Annotated in this window: 2 protein-coding genes (1 of these 2 only partly in view); both read left to right on the top strand. The window is 70.1% G+C overall.

What is annotated here, in order from left to right:
* Window positions 1-7022 carry the end of a non-ribosomal peptide synthase/polyketide synthase gene (locus ACQP1S_RS20830; RefSeq protein WP_432898094.1) on the top strand. It extends 15580 nt beyond the left edge of the window, so only the last 7022 of its 22602 coding nucleotides appear in the window; its start codon lies beyond the left edge, outside the window; its stop codon occupies window positions 7020-7022.
* Window positions 7022-18382 (top strand): amino acid adenylation domain-containing protein, encoded by an 11361-nt coding sequence (locus ACQP1S_RS20825; RefSeq protein WP_432898091.1) that lies wholly within the window; start codon window positions 7022-7024, stop codon window positions 18380-18382. Before ACQP1S_RS20830 ends, ACQP1S_RS20825 begins: the two co-directional genes overlap by 1 nt.

Below are 18382 nucleotides of genomic sequence, written 5' to 3'. Positions count from 1 at the left end.
GGGGCTATGTGGGCCGGCCGGGGTTGACCGCGCAACGGTTCGTGGGATGCCCGTTCGGGTCTGGTGAGCGGATGTATCGGACCGGGGACCGGGTGCGGCATCTTCCTGATGGGCGGTTGGTGTTCCTCGGTCGGGTTGATGATCAGGTGAAGATCCGTGGGTATCGGGTTGAGCCGGGCGAGATCCACACCGTGTTGGCCGGGTGTCCGGTGGTGGAGCAGGTGGCTGTGATCGCCCGCCCCGACCGGCAGGGCGAGCTGCGGCTCGTCGCCTACGTGGTCACCGACGACGACCCCGACACCGTAGTCGAGCAGGTCCGCCGCTACGCCGCCAAACGGCTCCCCGAGCACCTGCTGCCCACCGCTGTGGTCGTGATCGACGCCCTACCCCTGACCTCCAACGGCAAACTCGACCGCCGCGCCCTCCCCGAACCCGAGGCGCCATCGACCTCCGGCGTCGGCCGGGAACCCGCCAACGCACGCGAGGAGCTGCTCTGCGCGGCCTACGCCGAGATCCTCGGCCTCGACCGGGTCGGCGTCGACGACGACTTCTTCGAACTCGGCGGGCACTCCCTACTCGCCGTCCGACTCATCTCCCGAATCCGCGCACTACTCGGCGTCGACCTCGAAATCCGCGCTCTCTTCGAGACCCCCACCGTCGCGGCTCTCGCCGCCACCCTCGCGGAACCCGAAACAAGCACCACCACCCGCCCCGTACTGGCCCCCCAGCCCCGTCCCGAGCACATCCCACTGTCCTCCGGACAACGCCGCCTCTGGTTCATCGACCGACTCGAAGGACCCAGCGCCCTCTACAACGTCTCGAACACCCTCGACCTGGACGGCCCGGTGGACCCGACGGTCATCGAGGCCGCACTGCGTGACGTGATCGGGCGGCACGAGGCGTTGCGCACCCTACTTCCGACCATTCAGGGGGAACCCGTTCAGCAGGTCGTGCCGGTGGACCAGGTCGACTGGCACCTGCACCACGAGGTGACCAACGGCGACGGTCTTGACGAGGCGATCGGCCGACACCGGTCGTACGCCTTCGACCTGGCGGCCGAACTACCGATCCAGGCGTGGTTGCTCAGCGGCGACGTGGAGCGGCAGTTACTGCTCGTGGTCATCCACCACACCGCTGCCGACGGCTGGTCCTGGACTCCACTGGCCCGGGACTTCGTCACCGCCTACACGGCCCGTCGCGCCGGAACCCCCCCCGACTGGGCGCCGCTGCCCGTGCAGTACGCCGACTACGCCCTCTGGCAGTACGACCTGCTCGGCGACAAGGGCAACCCGGCCAGCCTTCTGGCCCGACAGGTCGAATACTGGCGCCGGACCCTGGCCGGAGCGCCGGAGGAGCTGAACCTTCCGTTCGACCGGGCCCGCCCGGCGGTGCTCGGCGACCGTGGCTATCGGCTCCCGGTCCAGGTTTCCGCCCATGTGCACGCGAAACTGGCGCGGCTCGCCCGGGCCGAAGGCGTCACCGTCTTCATGGCACTGCAGGCGGCGCTCGCCGTTCTGCTCTCCCGCCTGGGCGCCGGCACGGACGTCCCGATCGGCACCGCGATCGCCGGCCGCAGCGACGAGAAACTCAACGACCTCGTCGGCTTCTTCGTCAACACGCTGGTCATCCGCACCGACCTGTCCGGCGACCCGGAGTTCACCGCGGTGCTGGGCCGAGTCCGGGAGAGCAGCCTGGCAGCCTTCGCCCACCAGGACGTGCCGTTCGAACGGCTGGTGGAGGACCTGGCACCGACCCGTTCCTTGGCCCGCAACCCACTGTTCCAGGTGATGCTCACCCTGCAGAGCCAGGAGGAGGCCATTCTCGACGCGGCCGGGATCGAACCCGCCCCGGCCGACGATCGAGCGGTGGAGACGACCGCACGGTTCGACCTCGACTTCAGTCTTCAGGAGACGTTCGACGGTACCGGCAGCCCGCTCGGGATCCGTGGCGCTCTCACCGTCGCCGCTGACCTGTTCGATGTAGCGTCCGCGCGGCTGATGGTGGAGCGGCTCGCCCGGGTGCTGGAGGACGTGACCGACGACCCGGCGTTGCGGCTGGGCGCCGTGAACGTGGTAGACGCGGTGGAGCGGCACCGGGTGCTGGTGGAGTGGAACGACGTGCCGGCCGCACCAGTCGAATCAACGCTGCCGGAGCTGTTCAGCGCACAGGTGGCCAGGACCCCGCAGGCACCGGCCGTGACGTCGGGTGGCACGACGTTGACGTATGCGGAGTTGGATGCGCGGGCCGAGCGGCTGGCGCGGGTGCTGGTGGCACGGGGGGTGCGGCCGGATTCGGTGGTGGGTGTCTGCCTGCCGCGTGACGTGGACCTGGTCGTGGCCCTGCTGGGTGTGTGGAAGGCCGGTGGGGCGTATCTACCGATCGACCCGGGACTTCCGGAGGAGCGGGTGGCCTTCATGGTGGGCGACGCGACGCCGGTGGCCGTGGTGACCTCGCCGGAGACCGAGAGGGTGCTGCCGTTCGGGGTGGCCCGGGTGTCTGTGCACGACCGGCCGGTGGGCGACGAGCTGCTCGACCGGGCACCGGCGCGGCCGGATCACGGCGCGTACGTGATGTTCACCTCGGGTTCGACGGGCCGGCCCAAGGGCGTGGTGGTGGAGCACCGTTCGGTGGCGAACCTGGTGAGCTGGGCGGCCGACCGCTTCGGTGGCGCGGCATTCGCCCGGGTGCTGGCCTCGACGTCGCTGAGCTTCGACGTGTCGGTCTTCGAACTGTTCGGACCGCTCGTGTCCGGCGGCAGCGTCGAGGTCGTGGCCGACCTGCTGGCGTTGACCGACCGGGATCGGGCCTGGGACCTGAGCCTGGTCAACGCGGTGCCGTCGGCGCTGGCGCAGGTCCTCCAGGCAGGCGTGCGGGCCCGGGTCGGCACCGTGGTGGTGGCCGGTGAGGCGCTGACGACGGGGACGGTGGCCGAGGTACGGGCAGCCCTGCCGGGTGTGGAGGTGGTCAACCTCTACGGCCCGACGGAGGCGACGGTGTACGCGACACAGTGGAACGTCGACGGGCCAGCGGAGCAGACCCCGCCGATCGGGCGTCCGATCAGCGGTACGCGGGTCCACGTACTCGACCGGGATCTCGCCCTCGCGCCGGTAGGAGTCGCCGGAGAGCTGTACGTGGCCGGCGTGGGGCTGGCTCGGGGCTATCTGGCCCGGGCAGGGCTGACCGCAGAGCGGTTCGTCGCCAATCCGTTCCAGCCGGGCTCGCGGATGTATCGCACCGGCGATCTGGTGCGGTGGAACGCCGACGGCCAGATCGAGTACCTCGGGCGTACCGACGATCAGGTGAAGATCCGCGGGTTCCGCATTGAGCTGGGCGAGGTGCAGGCCGCGCTGGCCGGGCACTCGGACGTGGCTCAGGCAGCGGTGCTGGCTCGGGAGGATTCGGGCGGGGACAAGCGGCTCGTGGCGTACGTGGTGCCGACGCCCAGCGTCGACCCGGACGGGTTGCCGGCGCGAGTACGGTCGTATGCCGCGACGGTGCTGCCGGGGCACATGGTTCCGGCGGCGGTCGTGGTGTTGCCGGCGCTGCCGCTGTCGGCGGCGGGGAAGCTCGACCGTGCCGCACTGCCGGCACCCGACTTCGCCGCGTCCACGCGTGCCGACCGCCTGCCCGCCAACGCGCGGGAGGAGTTGTTGTGCGCCGGGTTCGCCGAGGTGCTCGGGCTCGCGGCGGTGGGTGTGGACGACGACTTCTTCGCTTTGGGTGGGCATTCGCTGCTGGTGGTGCGGTTGGTGGAGTGGCTGCGGCAGCGGGGTATGTCGGTGCCGGTGCGGGCGCTGTTCCAGACCCCCACGCCGGCGGGGGTGGCTGCTGCGGGTGTAGGCCGGGATCAGGTTCGGGTGCCGGCGAATGTCATCCCGGCGGACGCCGAGCGGATCACCCCGCAGATGCTGCCGCTGGTCGAGCTGACCTCGGAGCAGGCCGACCGGGTGGTGGCCAGCGTCGACGGCGGTGCGGCGAACGTCGCGGACATCTATCCGTTGGCCCCTCTGCAGGAGGGGTTGCTGTTCCATCATCTGCTGGCCGAGGGTGGTCGTGATGCGTACGTGTTGCCGACGGTGGTGCGTTTCGCCACCCGTGACCTGCTCGACGGCTTCCTCGACGCGCTCGGTCGGGTCGTTGATCGGCATGACATCTTCCGGACGGCGATCGTGTGGGACGGCCTCGACGCGCCGGTACAGGTGGTGTGGCGGCACGCCCCCCTGCCGGTGGTCGAGGTCACGGTCACCGACGCCGATCCCGTACGCGATCTGCTGGCAGCTGGTGAGACGGCGATGGACCTGCAGCGCGCGCCGCTGATCCAGGTACACATCACCGCGATACCGGGCGGTGACGGGTGTCTGGCCTTGGTGCGGGTGCACCACATGGTGCAGGACCACATGGGCCTGGACCTGTTGATCAGCGAGGTACGCGCGGTGATGAGCGGCGATGACAGCGCGCTCGCGCCGGTCGTGCCGTTCCGTGAGTTCGTGGCGCAGACCCGCACCGGAATCTCCGACGCGGAGCACACCCGGTACTTCGCCGAGATGCTCGGCGACCTTGACGAACCCACCATCCCCTACGGCGTGCGCGACGTGCACAGCGACGGCGCCGACCAGCGGAGCGCTCGGCAGCGGCTGGAACCTGCGCTGACCGCCCGGTTGCGCCAGGTCGCCCGTACCCTGAGCACCAGTCCCGCGACCCTGCTGCACGTCGCCTGGGCGCGCGCCCTCGCGGCCGCCTCGGGACGCGACGACGTGGTCTTCGGTACGGTCCTGTTCGGTCGGATGAACGCCGGCGTCGGCGCCGATCGGGCGCCGGGCCCCTTCATCAACACCCTGCCGGTCCGGCTGAACACCGGCCGCCTCGACGTCCGCGACGCCGTCACTCGGATGCGTGACCAACTCGCCGCTCTCCTCGAACACGAACACGCGTCACTGGCCACCGCCCAACAGACCAGCGCGGTTCCCCACGAAACCCCACTGTTCACCTCGATCCTCAACTACCGACACAACGACGTCCCGGGCGATTCGGACGCCGAGGTCGGCGGCGCGGACGACATCGCGGTCGTCTTCTCCCGGGAGAACACCAACTACCCGCTGGCAGTCTCCGTCGACGACGACAGTGACACGCTCCACCTCACCGTGGAGGCGACGACTCCCATCGACGCCGAATCGGTGGTGTCGCTGTTGGCCACGACCACCGAGAACATGGTCGCCGCGCTGGAGGCCGATGGTGAAGTGCCGCTGACCCGGGTGCCGGTCCTCGACCGGGCGCAACGCTCGCTGGTGCTGTCCGAATGGAATGACACGGCGGTGTCCTACCCGGCCGGCGACACCATTGTGTCGTTGTTCGCCCGTCAGGTCGCCGCGACTCCGGATGCGGTGGCGGTCGTGTTCGAGGGTGTGTCGGTCTCGTATCGGGAGTTGGACGCGCGGGCTGGTGCCGTGGCCCGGCATCTGCGGTCGGTGGGGGTGGGCCCGGAGTCCGTGGTCGGGGTGCGGATGGATCGCGGTGTGGATTTGGTGGTGGCGTTGGTCGGGGTGTTGAAGGCCGGTGGTGCCTACCTGCCGATCGATCCGGAGTACCCACAGCAGCGGGCGGACGTGTTCGTGCGGGATGCGGGTGCGGTGGTCGTGCTGGATTCGGTGGTGGGGCTGGACGGCCCGGACGTGGGTTCGCCGGTCGAGGTGTCCTCGGGTAGTGCGGCGTATGTGGTGTTCACGTCGGGGTCGACGGGTCGGCCGAAGGGCGTGGTGGTGCCGCACGCGGGGGTGGTGAACCGGTTGCGGTGGATGCAGGATCGGCTTGGGTTGGTGGTGGGTGAGCGGGTGGTGCAGAAGACGCCGTTCACGTTTGACGTGTCGGTGTGGGAGTTCTTCTGGCCGTTGATCGTCGGGGCGACGGTGGTGGTGGCCCGCCCGGGTGGTCACCGCGACCCCGCGTACCTGACCGAGTTGATCCGCGAAGAACACGTGTCCACGGCGCACTTCGTGCCGTCGATGCTGGAGGCGTTCCTTCCGGTGGCGGCCTCATGCACGGGGTTGTCGCGGGTGGTCTGCTCCGGTGAAGCGCTTCCAGCGACGACGCAGGACAGCCTGCTGGCTGTCCTTCCGGACATTGAGCTGCACAACCTGTACGGGCCGACCGAAGCGTCGGTGGAGGTCACCGCGACCCGGTGTGAGGCGGGTGTGCCCGTGACGATCGGGTCGCCGGTGGCCAACACCCGCACCTACGTCCTGGACAACACCCTGCAACCGGTGCCGGTGGGTGCGGCCGGCGAGTTGTATCTGGCCGGGGTGCAACTCGCCCGGGGATACGCGGGTATGCCGGGATTGACCGCCGAGCGGTTCGTCGCCAACCCGCATGAGCAGGGTGAGCGCTTGTACCGCACCGGTGACCTGGTCCGGTGGACCCCGCAGGGGGAGCTGGACTATCTGGGTCGCACCGACGACCAGGTCAAGTTGCGGGGTGTGCGGATCGAGTTGGGTGAGGTGCAGGCGGTCGTGGTCACGCACCCTCAGGTGACTCAGTCGGCGGTCGTCGTCCGGGACGACCGGCTGGTGGCGTACGTCGTCGGTGACGCCGATCCCGCCGAGGTCCGTGAGCACGTCGCTCGTCACCTTCCCGGCTCCTTCGTACCGGCCGCAGTGGTGGTACTGGAGGAGTTGCCGCTGACCAGCAGCGGGAAGCTTGACCGTCGGGCGTTGCCCGCGCCGGACTTCGCCGGGGCTGTCAGCTCCAGCCGGCCTCCGGCGAACCCGCGCGAGCAAGCGCTGTGCGAGGCCTTCGCACACGTCCTCGGGCTCGAACGGGTCGGCGTCGATGACAACTTCTTCACCCTCGGTGGGCATTCGCTGCTGGCGGTACGGCTGATCAGCCGCCTCCGCACCGTGCTCGGCGTCGAACTCGGTCTTCGGGACCTGTTCGACGCGCCCACCGTGGCCCAACTCGCCCTGCGCGTTCCCGCCGAGCAATCCAGTCGGCCGGCACTGCGGCCGATGCGCAACCGAAAGGGCTCCTGATGATCCCGTTGTCGTTCGCGCAGCGCCGGCTGTGGTTCATCGCCCAACTGGACGAAGCCGACACCACGTATACCCTGCCGATCGCGATGAGCCTCTCCGGCGGCGTGGACATCGCGGCACTCCGGGCGGCCCTGCACGACGTGCTGGCCCGCCACGAGGTGCTGCGCACGGTCTTCCCGACCACGGACGGGGAGCCGTACCAGCACGTCCTCGACAACGCCGAGCTGGACTGGGACCTGCAGGTGGCGGACGTCGCACCCACCCAGCTCGACGATGCGGTCACGGCGGCCGCCGCGCGCACCTTCGACCTCGCCACCGACGTGCCCATCTGTGCCACGCTGCTGCGCGCGGGACCGACCCAGGCGGTCCTGGTGGTGGTCCTGCACCACATCGCCGCCGACGGCTGGTCGATGGCCCCGTTCGGCCGCGACGTCTCCACCGCCTACGCGGCCCGGTCCGAGGGCCGAGCCCCGGACTGGGCGCCGCTTCCCGTGCAGTACTCCGACTACGCGCTCTGGCAGCGGGAGTTGCTCGGTGCCGAGTCCGACCCGGACAGCGTGCTGGCCCGACAGTTGGGCTACTGGCGGGCCGCCCTCGACGGCATTCCGCAGGAACTCGCCCTGCCGGCGGACCACCCCCGTCCGGTGCAGGCCACCTACCAGGGACATACCGTTCCGCTGCGGGTACCGGCCGACGTGCACGCCCGGATCGTGGCGGTGGCCCAGGCCGAGGGCGTGACGGTCTTCATGCTGCTGCAGGCGGCCCTGGCGGCGTTGCTGTCGAAGCTCGGAGCGGGCCTGGACGTACCCATCGGTGTTGCGGTGGCAGGGCGGACCGACGAGGCACTGGACGACCTGATCGGCTTCTTCGTCAACACACTGGTGCTGCGCACCGACCTGTCCGGCGATCCGACTGTGGCCGAGTTGTTGACCCGGGTGCGGGAGACCGGTCTGGCCGCGTTCGAGCACCAGGACGTGCCGTTCGAGCGACTGGTGGAAAAGTTGGCGCCGGTCCGGTCGATGGTCCGGCACCCGCTCTTCCAGGTGATGCTCACGGTCCAGAACAACGCCGCCGCTGGCGTCACGATGTCCGGTGTCACCACCGGCCGCATCGAGGCCGGCGGGGACTCGGCGAAGTTCGACCTCGACGTCGACGTGGCGGAGACCTTCGACTCGACGGGCAGACCGGCCGGGTTGCACGGCGCGGTCGTCGGCAGCGCAGACCTGTTCGAGCGGGCCAGCATCGAGCGGCTGGTGACCTGGTACGTCCGGTTGCTCGGCCTCCTCGTCGCCGACACCGGTCGCCGGTTGAGCACGATCGACGTGCTCGACGAGGCCGAGCGTCGGCGGGTACTGGTGGAGTGGAACCCGCCGCCGGTGACCGCGTCGGAGGCGGCGAGTGTCGCCGGGCTGTTCGCGGCACAGGTGGCGCGGACGCCGGACGCGGTGGCGGTGGTGACCGACGGCGGGTCCCTGACATACACGGAACTGGACGCGCGCGCGGGTCGGCTGGCTCGGCTGCTGACCGAGCACCGCGTCGGCCCGGAGTCACTGGTCGGGCTGGTGTTCGACCGGGGTCCGGAGCTGCTGGTGGCGATGCTGGCAGTGGTGCGCGCCGGTGGGGCGTACGTGCCGATCGATCCCCGGTATCCGGTCGACCGGGTGACGTACACGATCGAGGACGCCGCACCCGTGGTGGTACTGGCCAGCTCGGCGACCGCCGGAGTGTTGGTCGACTGTGCCGCGCCGGTCGTGGTGGTCGATGACCCGGCGGTCGTGGCCGAGCTGGCCTCGCTGACGCCGGCTGGTCCGGTGACGGTGCGGGCGGCCCACCCGCTGTATGTGATCTACACGTCGGGGTCGACAGGACGGCCGAAGGGCGTAACCGTCACGCACGGCAACGTCGCGCAGCTGTTCACCGCCACCGCGGACCCGTTCGGCGGGTTCGGACCGGACGACGTGTGGAGCTGGTTCCACTCGGCGGCGTTCGACTTCTCGGTGTGGGAGATATGGGGGGCGTTGCTACACGGCGGCCGGGTGGTGGTGGTGCCGTTCGAGGTGTCGCGGTCGCCGAGCGACTTCGCCGATCTCGTGCGGCGGGAGCGGGTAACTGTGCTGTCGCAGACGCCGTCGGGCTTCTACGAGGTGATGGACCTGCTCGACGCGCCGTCCCTACGGGCCGTGGTCTTCGGTGGGGAGGCACTGGACCCGGGCAGGTTGGGCGGGTGGTTCGCTCGATACGGCTCGGACGCGCCGGTGTTGCTGAACATGTACGGAATCACCGAGACCACGGTGCACGTGACGATTCAGACCGTGCAACCGGACGCCACGTCGAGTGTGGTGGGCCGGGCCCTACCGGGACTGCGCGTGCACCTGCTGGACTCCGCGATGCGGCCGGCGCCGCAGGGCGTGACCGCCGAGGTGTACGTTGCCGGCGGTCAGCTGGCCCGCGGCTACCTCGGCCGGCCGGGGTTGACCGCTGAGCGGTTCGTCGCGTGCCCGTTCGGTGCTCCCGGTGAGCGGATGTACCGCAGCGGTGACCTGGCCAGGTGGAACGGCGAGGGTCGGCTGGAATACCTGGGTCGCGCGGACCAACAGGTGAAGATCCGCGGCTTCCGGATCGAGCTTGGCGAGGTCGAGGCAGCGGTGGCCGCGTGCGAGTCGGTGGCGCGGACGGCGGTGATCGTGCGCGAGGACACCCCCGGCGACGTCCGCCTGGTCGCCTACGTGGTGCCCGCGGCCGGGACGGACCCCATCGCCCTGCCTGCGGCCGTGCGGCAGGAGGTCGCCCGGCGGCTGCCCGGGCACATGGTGCCCGCCACCGTCGCCCTGCTGGACGCGTTGCCGTTGACGACGAACGGCAAGTTGGATCGGGAGCGGTTGCCCGCGCCGCAGCAGGTGGCGGGGGTGGGGCGGGCGCCGGTGAACCCGCGGGAGGAGGTGATCTGCGCGGGGTTCGCGGCGTTGCTGGGGGTGGACGCGGTGGGTGTGGACGATGATTTCTTCGCTCTGGGTGGGCATTCGTTGTTGGTGGTGCGGTTGGTGGAGTGGCTGCGTCGGCGGGGGATCGTGGTGGCGGTCCGGGCGTTCTTCCAGACTCCGACGCCCGCTGCTCTGGCTGCTGCCACGGGTGTCCGGCAGGCGCGGGTGCCGGCGAACCGGATTCCGGTCGGTGCCGCCCGGATCACCCCGGACATGCTGCCGCTGGTGTCGCTGACCCAGGGCGAGGTCGACCGGATCGTGGCCGCTGTCGACGGCGGCGCGGCCAACATCGCCGACGTCTACCCACTCGCCCCCCTACAGGAAGGAATCTTCTTCCACCACCTCATGGCCGCGGGCGGTGACGACACCTATGTCCTGCCCACCGTCATCGAGCTGGCCGACCGCGCGCTCGTCGATCACCTCGTCGACACCCTGAACCTGCTGGTCGACCGGCACGACATCTTCCGCACGATGATCCTCTGGGACGGCCTGCCGGAGCCGCTGCAGATCGTCCAGCGACGCGCCACCCTACGGATCGAGCCGGTGACCCTCTCCGCGGACTCCGACGACCCGGTCATCGACCTGGTCCGAGCCGGCGGGGCGCGGATGGACCTGGAGCGGGCGCCGCTGATGGACCTGTTCATCGCCCGGCACCCCGACGACGACCGCTGGCTGGTGCTGCTCAGGGTCCACCACCTCGTTCAGGACCACACCGGCCTCGACATCGTCCTGGACGAGGTACGGACACTGTTCGCCGGCCGGGGCGACGAACTGCCGCCGGCACCACCGTTCCGCGACTTCGTCGCCCAGGCCCGGGCCGGCGTCCCGCAGGAGGAGCACGAGCGGTACTTCGCCGCCCTGCTCGGCGACATCGACGAGCCGACCGTGCCGTTCGGAGTGCCGGAGGTCCGCGGTGACGCACGACCAGCCCGCTGGCGGACCCCGTTCCCACCCGGACTGGCCGGCCGGCTGCGCGAGGTCTCCCGCCGACTCGGCGTCAGCCCGGCGACGGTTCTGCACGTCGCCTGGGCGCGGGCGCTCGGCGCCATCTCCGGCCGTGACGACGTCGTGTTCGGTACCGTGCTGTTCGGTCGGATGAACGCCGGCGCCGGCGCCGACCGGGTCCCCGGCCCGTTCATCAACACCCTGCCGGTCCGGGTGCGGATCGGTGACATCGGCGTGCGCGCCGCGGTCGCGGTCATGCGAGACCAACTCGCCGCGCAGCTCGAACACGAACACGCCCCGCTGGCCGTGGCGCAGCGAGTCAGCGGCGTTCCCGCAGACTCCCCGCTGTTCACGTCCATCTTCAACTACCGCCGGAACACCGCCACGGCCGGCCCCGCGGACGACGACGTCGACGGCGTCCAGGTCATCTACACCCACGAGCGCAACAACTACCCGCTCACCGTCTCCATCGACGACGACGGGGACGACGCCAGCGTCTCCGTCGACGCGGTCGAGCCGATCGACGCCAACGCCCTCGGCCGACTGATCGTCACCACCGTCGACGGCCTGGTGACCCGGCTTCGGACGGCCCTCGACCGCGACACCGACCCGCCGCTGCGCGCGGTCGAGGTCCTCGACGAGGACGAACGGCATCGGGTGCTCGTGGAGTGGAACGACACCGCCGCAGACCTCACCAGCGCCCCGGTACCGGAACTGATCCGCCGACAGGTCATGCGTACGCCGGATGCCGCAGCCGCGACCCACGAGGGCGTCGCGATGTCGTACGCCGACCTGAACGCCCGGGCCAACCGGCTCGCCTGGCTGCTCGTGACCCGCGGCGTCGGGCCGGAGTCGGTGGTCGCGCTCTGCCTTCCCCGGGGCCTCGACATGGTGGCGGCCATCATCGCGGTGTGGCGGGCCGGTGGCGCGTACCTGCCGATCGACCCGGAGTATCCGGCCGAGCGCATCGCCTACCTGGTATCCGACGCCCGACCGCAGGTCGTGCTCACCACGTCGAGCTGCGCCAACGTGCTGCCGCCGGAGGTCGCCCCGGTCGTCGTCGACGCCCCGATGCCGGACCACGCCGACGTCGGCTTGCCGGCCGCGCCGGCGCCCGCCCAGGCGGCGTACGTCATCTACACCTCCGGCTCGACGGGCCGACCCAAGGGTGTGTGCGTGCCACACCGCGGCCTGTCGAACCTCGTGTCGGTGTTCGCGGCACTGCTGCGGGTGCGGCCCGGAACCCCGGTGCTGCAGTTCGCCTCGTTCAGCTTCGACGCCTCCGTGCTCGACGTGGCGGTCACCCTCGCATGCGGTGGCACCCTGGTCATCGCCTCGTCGGCGCAGCGCTCCGAACCGGAGTTGCTGCGCCGGCTGGTCACCGCCAGTGGGGTGCGCTCGGCGAGCGTCGTACCGTCGCTGCTGGCTGTGCTCGACCCGGAGCGGTTCACGAACGTCGAAGCGATGGTGGTGGGCTCCGAGGGCATCGACCCGGGGCTGGCCGCCCGGTGGTCCCGGGACCGGCACCTGGTGCACGCCTACGGTCCGACCGAGGCCACCGTCATCATGGCGGCCGGCCGGATCGACCCGGAGTGCGCCGACGGCCCGGTGCCGTTCGGTGGACCGCTGCCGAACAGCCGGGCGTTCGTCCTCGACGCGGCCCTGGCGCCGGTCCCGGTCGGCGTGCTCGGCGAGCTGTACGTGTCCGGCAGACAGCTGGCCCGCGGCTACGTCGGACGATCCGGGCTGACCGCGGAACGCTTCGTCGCCTGCCCTTTCGGATCTGGTGAGCGGATGTACCGCACCGGTGACCTGGTGCGGTGGACCGTCGATGGTGAGCTGGTGTTCGCCGGTCGGGTGGACGACCAGGTGAAGATCCGCGGGTTCCGGATCGAGCTGGGCGAGGTGCGGGCCGCGGTGGTTGCGCACCCGGCAGTGGAGCAGGCCGTGGTGGTTGTCCGGGAGGACAGCCCGGGGGAGCGGCGTCTGGTCGGGTACGTGGTGGCCACCGCGGGCTTGGACGCCGAGGACGTGCGCCGGTTCGTGGCCGGCCGACTGCCGGAGTACATGGTGCCCTCGGCAGTGGTGGTACTCGACGCGCTGCCGTTGACGCCGAACGGAAAGGTGGACCGCGGGGCGTTGCCGGCACCGACGGCACGCCCCGCTGTCGGCCGGGCCGTGCTGACCCCCCGCGAGGAGTTGCTCTGCGCGGCGTTCGCCGAGGTGCTGGGCCACGACTCGGTGGGTGTGCACGAGGACTTCTTCGCCCTGGGCGGGCACTCGCTGTTGGCGGTGCGGCTCGCCAGCCGGGTCCGGGCGGTGCTCGGAATGGAGCTGCCGCTGCGGACGCTGTTCGAGGCGCCCACACCGGCGCGGTTGGCGGCCCGGATGTCGGCGGTTCCGATGCGTCCGGCGGTCGTGGCCATGAACCGTCCGGACCGTGTGCCCCTGTCGGCCGCCCAACATAGGTTGTGGTTCGTCAACCACCTGGAGGGCGCGTCGGCGGCATACCACATGCCGTTCGTCCTGCGGTTGGATGGAGTGGACTCCTCGGCGTTGGAGTCGGCGTTGCGCGATGTGCTCGGCCGGCACGAAGCGCTGCGGACCGTGTTCCCGACCGCCGACGGGGAGCCGTACCAGCGGATCGTCCCGGTCGAGGAGCTGGACTGGCGGTTGACGATTGCCGGGGTCGACGACCTCGACAGCGCGGTGGCGGCTGCGGTTGCCGAACCGTTCGACCTGTCGACGGAGGTGCCGATCCGGGCCTGGTTGTTCGACGACTCGGTGCTGGTGGTGGTGGTCCACCACGTGGCGGCCGACGGGTGGTCGATGACGCCGTTGGCCCGGGATCTGTCCCAGGCCTACGCGGCGCGTTCGGCGGGCCGGACACCGGACTGGTCACCGTTGTCGGTGCAGTACGCCGACTTCGCGCTGTGGCAGCGGGAGTTGCTGGGCGTGGAGACGGACCCGGACAGTGTGCTGTCCCGGCAGGTCCGGTTCTGGCGGGACACGCTGGCCGGCATTCCCGAGGAGTTGGCGCTGCCGACGGATCGGCCCCGCCCCGCGATCCCGAGCTACCGGGGACACGCGGTCTCGGTGGCGGTGCCGGCGGAGGTGCACGCCGCGATGCTCACCCTGGCCCGCGCCGAGGGCGTGACGGTGGCCATGGTGGTCCAGGCCGCGCTGGCGGTGCTGCTGTCGCGACTGGGCGCCGGCGTCGACATTCCGATCGGTACGGCGGTGGCCGGCCGCACCGACGAGGCGGTCGACGACCTGGTGGGGTTCTTCGTCAACACGTTGGTGCTCCGGACCGACGTGGCCGGCGACCCCACCTTCGTGGAGCTGCTGGGCCGGGTACGGGAGACCAACCTCGCGGCGTACGAACGGCAGGACGTGCCCTTCGAGCGCCTCGTGGAGGAGCTTGCGCTGACGCGGTCCCTGGCGCGGCACCCGCTGTTCCAGGTGATGCTGACCGTGCAGAACCAGGACGTCGCAGCACTCGACCTCACCGACGTCGACGCCATCCGGACCGCGATGGAGGCTGCGACCGCCAAATTCGACCTGGAGTTCGGCATCACCGAGGAGTTCGACCCGGACCGGCGACCGGCGGGGCTACGCGGCGAACTGATCGCCGCCGCGGAGCTGTTCGATTCGGGTTCGGCGGGTGTGCTGGCGGAGCGGTTTGTGCGGGTGTTGTCTGCGCTGGTTGCCGATCCGGGTGTGCGGGTGGGTGTGGTGGATGTGTTGGGTGCGGGGGAGCGTTCCCAGGTGTTGTTTGGCTGGAATGACACGGCGGTGTCGTATCCGGTGGATGACACGGTGGTGTCGTTGTTCGCCCGTCAGGTGGCGTTGTCGCCGGATGCGGTCGCGGTGGTGTTCGAGGGTGTGTCGGTGTCGTATCGGGAGTTGGATGCGCGGGCTGGTGCGGTGGCGGGTGTGTTGGTGGGGTTGGGGGTGGGGCCGGAGTCGGTGGTGGGGGTGTGTTTGCCGCGTGGGGTGGATTTGGTGGTGGCGTTGTTGGCGGTGTTGAAGGCGGGTGGTGCGTTCTTGCCGGTGGATCCGGAGTTTCCGGTGGAGCGGGTGGCGGTGATGGTGGCGGATGCGTTGCCGGTGGCGGTGGTGACGTCGGTGGGTTGTGCGTCGGTGGTGCCGTTGGGGGTGGCGCGGGTGTTGGTGGAGGAGGTTGTTCCTTCGGGGGTGCCGGTGCCGGTGCGGGTGGTGGGTGCGGCGCACCCGGCGTATGTGTTGTTTACGTCGGGGTCGACGGGTCGGCCGAAGGGTGTGGTGGTGTCGCATGGGGGTGTGGTGAATCGGTTGCGGTGGATGCAGGACCGGTTTGGGTTGGTGGTGGGTGAGCGGGTGGTGCAGAAGACTCCGTTTACGTTTGACGTGTCGGTGTGGGAGTTCTTCTGGCCGTTGGTGGTGGGTGGGACGGTGGTGGTGGCCCGTCCGGGTGGTCACCGTGACCCCGTCTATCTGGCCGACCTGATCCGTGAGGAACACGTGTCGACGGCGCATTTTGTGCCGTCGATGTTGGAGGTGTTCCTTCCGGTGGCCGGATCGTGCACCGGTCTGGCCCGGGTGGTGTGTTCGGGTGAGGCGCTTTCGGAGTCGGTGCGGGACCAGCTTCTGTCGGTGTTGCCGGGTACCGAGTTGCACAACTTGTATGGACCGACGGAGGCGTCGGTGGATGTGACGGCGGCCCGGTGTGACATCGGTGGGCCGGTGACGATCGGGTCGCCGGTGGCGAATACCCGTACCTACGTGTTGGACAGCGCGATGCAGCCGGTGCCGGTGGGGGTGGCGGGTGAGTTGTATCTGGCTGGTGTGCAGTTGGCCAGGGGGTATGTGGGTCGGGCGGGTTTGACGGCGGAGCGGTTCGTGGCCAGCCCGTTCGAGTCGGGTGAGCGGTTGTATCGGACCGGTGATCTGGTGCGCTGGACTGCGGGCGGGGAGTTGGATTACCTGGGTCGTACGGATGATCAGGTGAAGTTGCGGGGTGTGCGGATCGAGTTGGGTGAGGTGCAGGCCGCCGTGGTCGGGCATCCGGAGGTGACCCAGGCTGCGGTGGTGGTGCGTGGTGATCGGCTGGTCGCCTATGTCGTCGGTGGTGATGGCAGTGGGGTGCGGGAGTTTGTGGGGCAGCGGTTGCCGCAGTACATGGTTCCGGCGGCGGTGGTTGTTCTGGATGAGTTGCCGTTGACCGGCAGCGGGAAGCTTGATCGGCGGGCGTTGCCGGATCCGCAGGTCGAGAGCGGTGCGGGACGGGCTGCGGTGAATGCGCGGGAGGAGTTGTTGTGCGCGGGGTTCGCTGAGGTTCTGGGCTTGGAGCGCGTGGGTGTGGGGGATGACTTCTTTGCGTTGGGTGGGCATTCGTTGTTGGTGGTGCGGTTGGTGGAGTGGTTGCGGCGGCGGGGTGTGTCGGTGCCGGTGCGGGCGTTCTTCCAGACGCCGACTCCGGCGGCGTTGGCGGCCACGGGTGGTGTGGAGATGGTTGAGGTGCCGGCGAATCTGATCCCGGCGGGTGCTTCGGTGATCACTCCGGAGATGTTGCCGTTGGTGAGTGTGACGCAGGAGCAGATCGACCGCATCGCGGCGTCGGTGGATGGTGGGGCGGCGAACATCGCCGACATCTATCACCTCGCCCCGCTACAGGAAGGCATTCTCTTCCACCACCTGCTCGCCGACGGTGGTCGAGACGCCTATCTCATGTCAATCACCGTCGCATTCGACACCCGGGCCCACCTGGACAGATTCGTCGATGCGTTACAGCGGGTCGTGAATCGGCACGACGTCCTGCGGACCGCAATTCTCTGGCAAGGGTTGCCCGAGCCGGTACAGGTGGTATGGCGGCAAGCCACACTGTCGATGACCGACACGATCCTGGCCGCCGGCGACGATCCGGTCGCCGCGCTCGCCGCCGCCGCCGGGCACGCCATGAACCTCGACCGCGCCCCGCTCCTCGACATCCACACCGCTGCGGCCCCCGACGGCCCGGGCTGGCTCGCCCTGCTGCGGGTCCATCACATCGTTCAGGACCACGTCGCGCTCGACGTACTGCTGGGCGAAGTGCGAACGATCCTCTCCGGCCGCGACGACCTCATCGCCCCGCCCCTGCCGTTCCGGAACTTCGTCGCGCAGGCCCGCAACGCCGTCACCGAGACCGAACACGAACGCTACTTCGCCGAACTCCTCGGCGACGTCGTCGAACCGACCGTACCGTTCGGCATCCACGACGTACGCGGCGACGGCAGTCAGCTCACCCGGCACCAACTTGACTTCCCGAGCGGCTTCACCGACCGACTACGTGAGACCGCACAAACTTTGGGCACCAGCCCGGCCACGCTGCTGCACGTCGCCTGGGCGAGGGTCGTCGCCACCGTCGCCCGACGCGACGACGTCATCTTCGGCACGGTGTTGTTCGGGAGGATGAACGCCGGCTCCGGATCCGACCGGGTGCCAGGCCCATTCATCAACACCCTGCCGGTACGAGTCCGCACCGGCGAACTGACCGTGCGGGCGGCGGTGGCGGCGATGCGCGACCAACTCGCCAGCCTGCTCGAACACGAACACGCCCCGCTAGCCGTCGTGCAGCGCGCCAGCGGCGTCGCCGCCGAGACCCCGCTGTTCACCGCACTGTTCAACTACCGGCATGACAACGGGGCCGACCCCTCCGATGAGCCCGAACCGACACCGCAGACGACCGGAATCCGGGTATTGCACGCCCAGGAACGCAGCACCTTTCCGATCAACGCCTCGGTCGACGACGACGGCCACGACCTGACACTCACCATCGACGCCATTGCACCCATTGACCCCTACACGGTGGCGGCGCTGCTGCGTACCACCACCTTGAACCTGGTCGACGCGCTGGGAAGTACAACGAACGACCCGCCGTTGAGCGCTATCGACACCGTGGACGAGTCCGAGCGTCACCGGCTGCGCCTCGACTGGCCCGACACTCCCGACGGTGCCGCCGCCGCCGAGGCCGAGGTGGCCGAGCGGGTACGCCAGTTCGTAGCGCACCGGCTGCCGTCGTACATGGTGCCGTCCACAGTCGTGCTGCTTGACGCGCTGCCGGTGACCCCCAACGGCAAGATCGACCGCCGCGCGCTGCCCGTGCCAGACCTCGCCCCGACACCGACGGCCAGCCACCGGCCCCCCACCAGCCCCGCTGAGGAGGCGGTCTGCACCGCCTTCGCCGAGGTCCTCGGGCTGGAACGGGTCGGCGTCGACGACGACTTCTTCGCTCTCGGCGGCCAGTCACTGCTGGCCGTCCGAGTCCTCGCCCGAATCCGGGCGGCGCTCGACATCGACGTGCCCCTGCGCGCACTCCTCGACGCGCCCACCGCGGCCGGTCTCGCACGCCGGATCGGCCAGCTGCGGAAAACGAACCGGCCGACGCTTCGGCCCATGCGTAGTGACAAGGAGTGA

The organism is Micromonospora matsumotoense (genome assembly GCF_050951065.1).
GTDB lineage: Bacteria > Actinomycetota > Actinomycetes > Mycobacteriales > Micromonosporaceae > Micromonospora > Micromonospora matsumotoensis.
The sequence above is the reverse complement of the archived record's forward strand: the minus strand, read 5'-3'. Positions and strand labels throughout refer to the sequence as shown.

What these genes read in the sequence shown, in the direction of transcription:
- ACQP1S_RS20825 (WP_432898091.1), top strand. Translation starts at nt 7,022, where the DNA reads ATGATCCCGTTGTCGTTCGCGCAGCGCCGGCTGTGGTTCATCGCCCAA.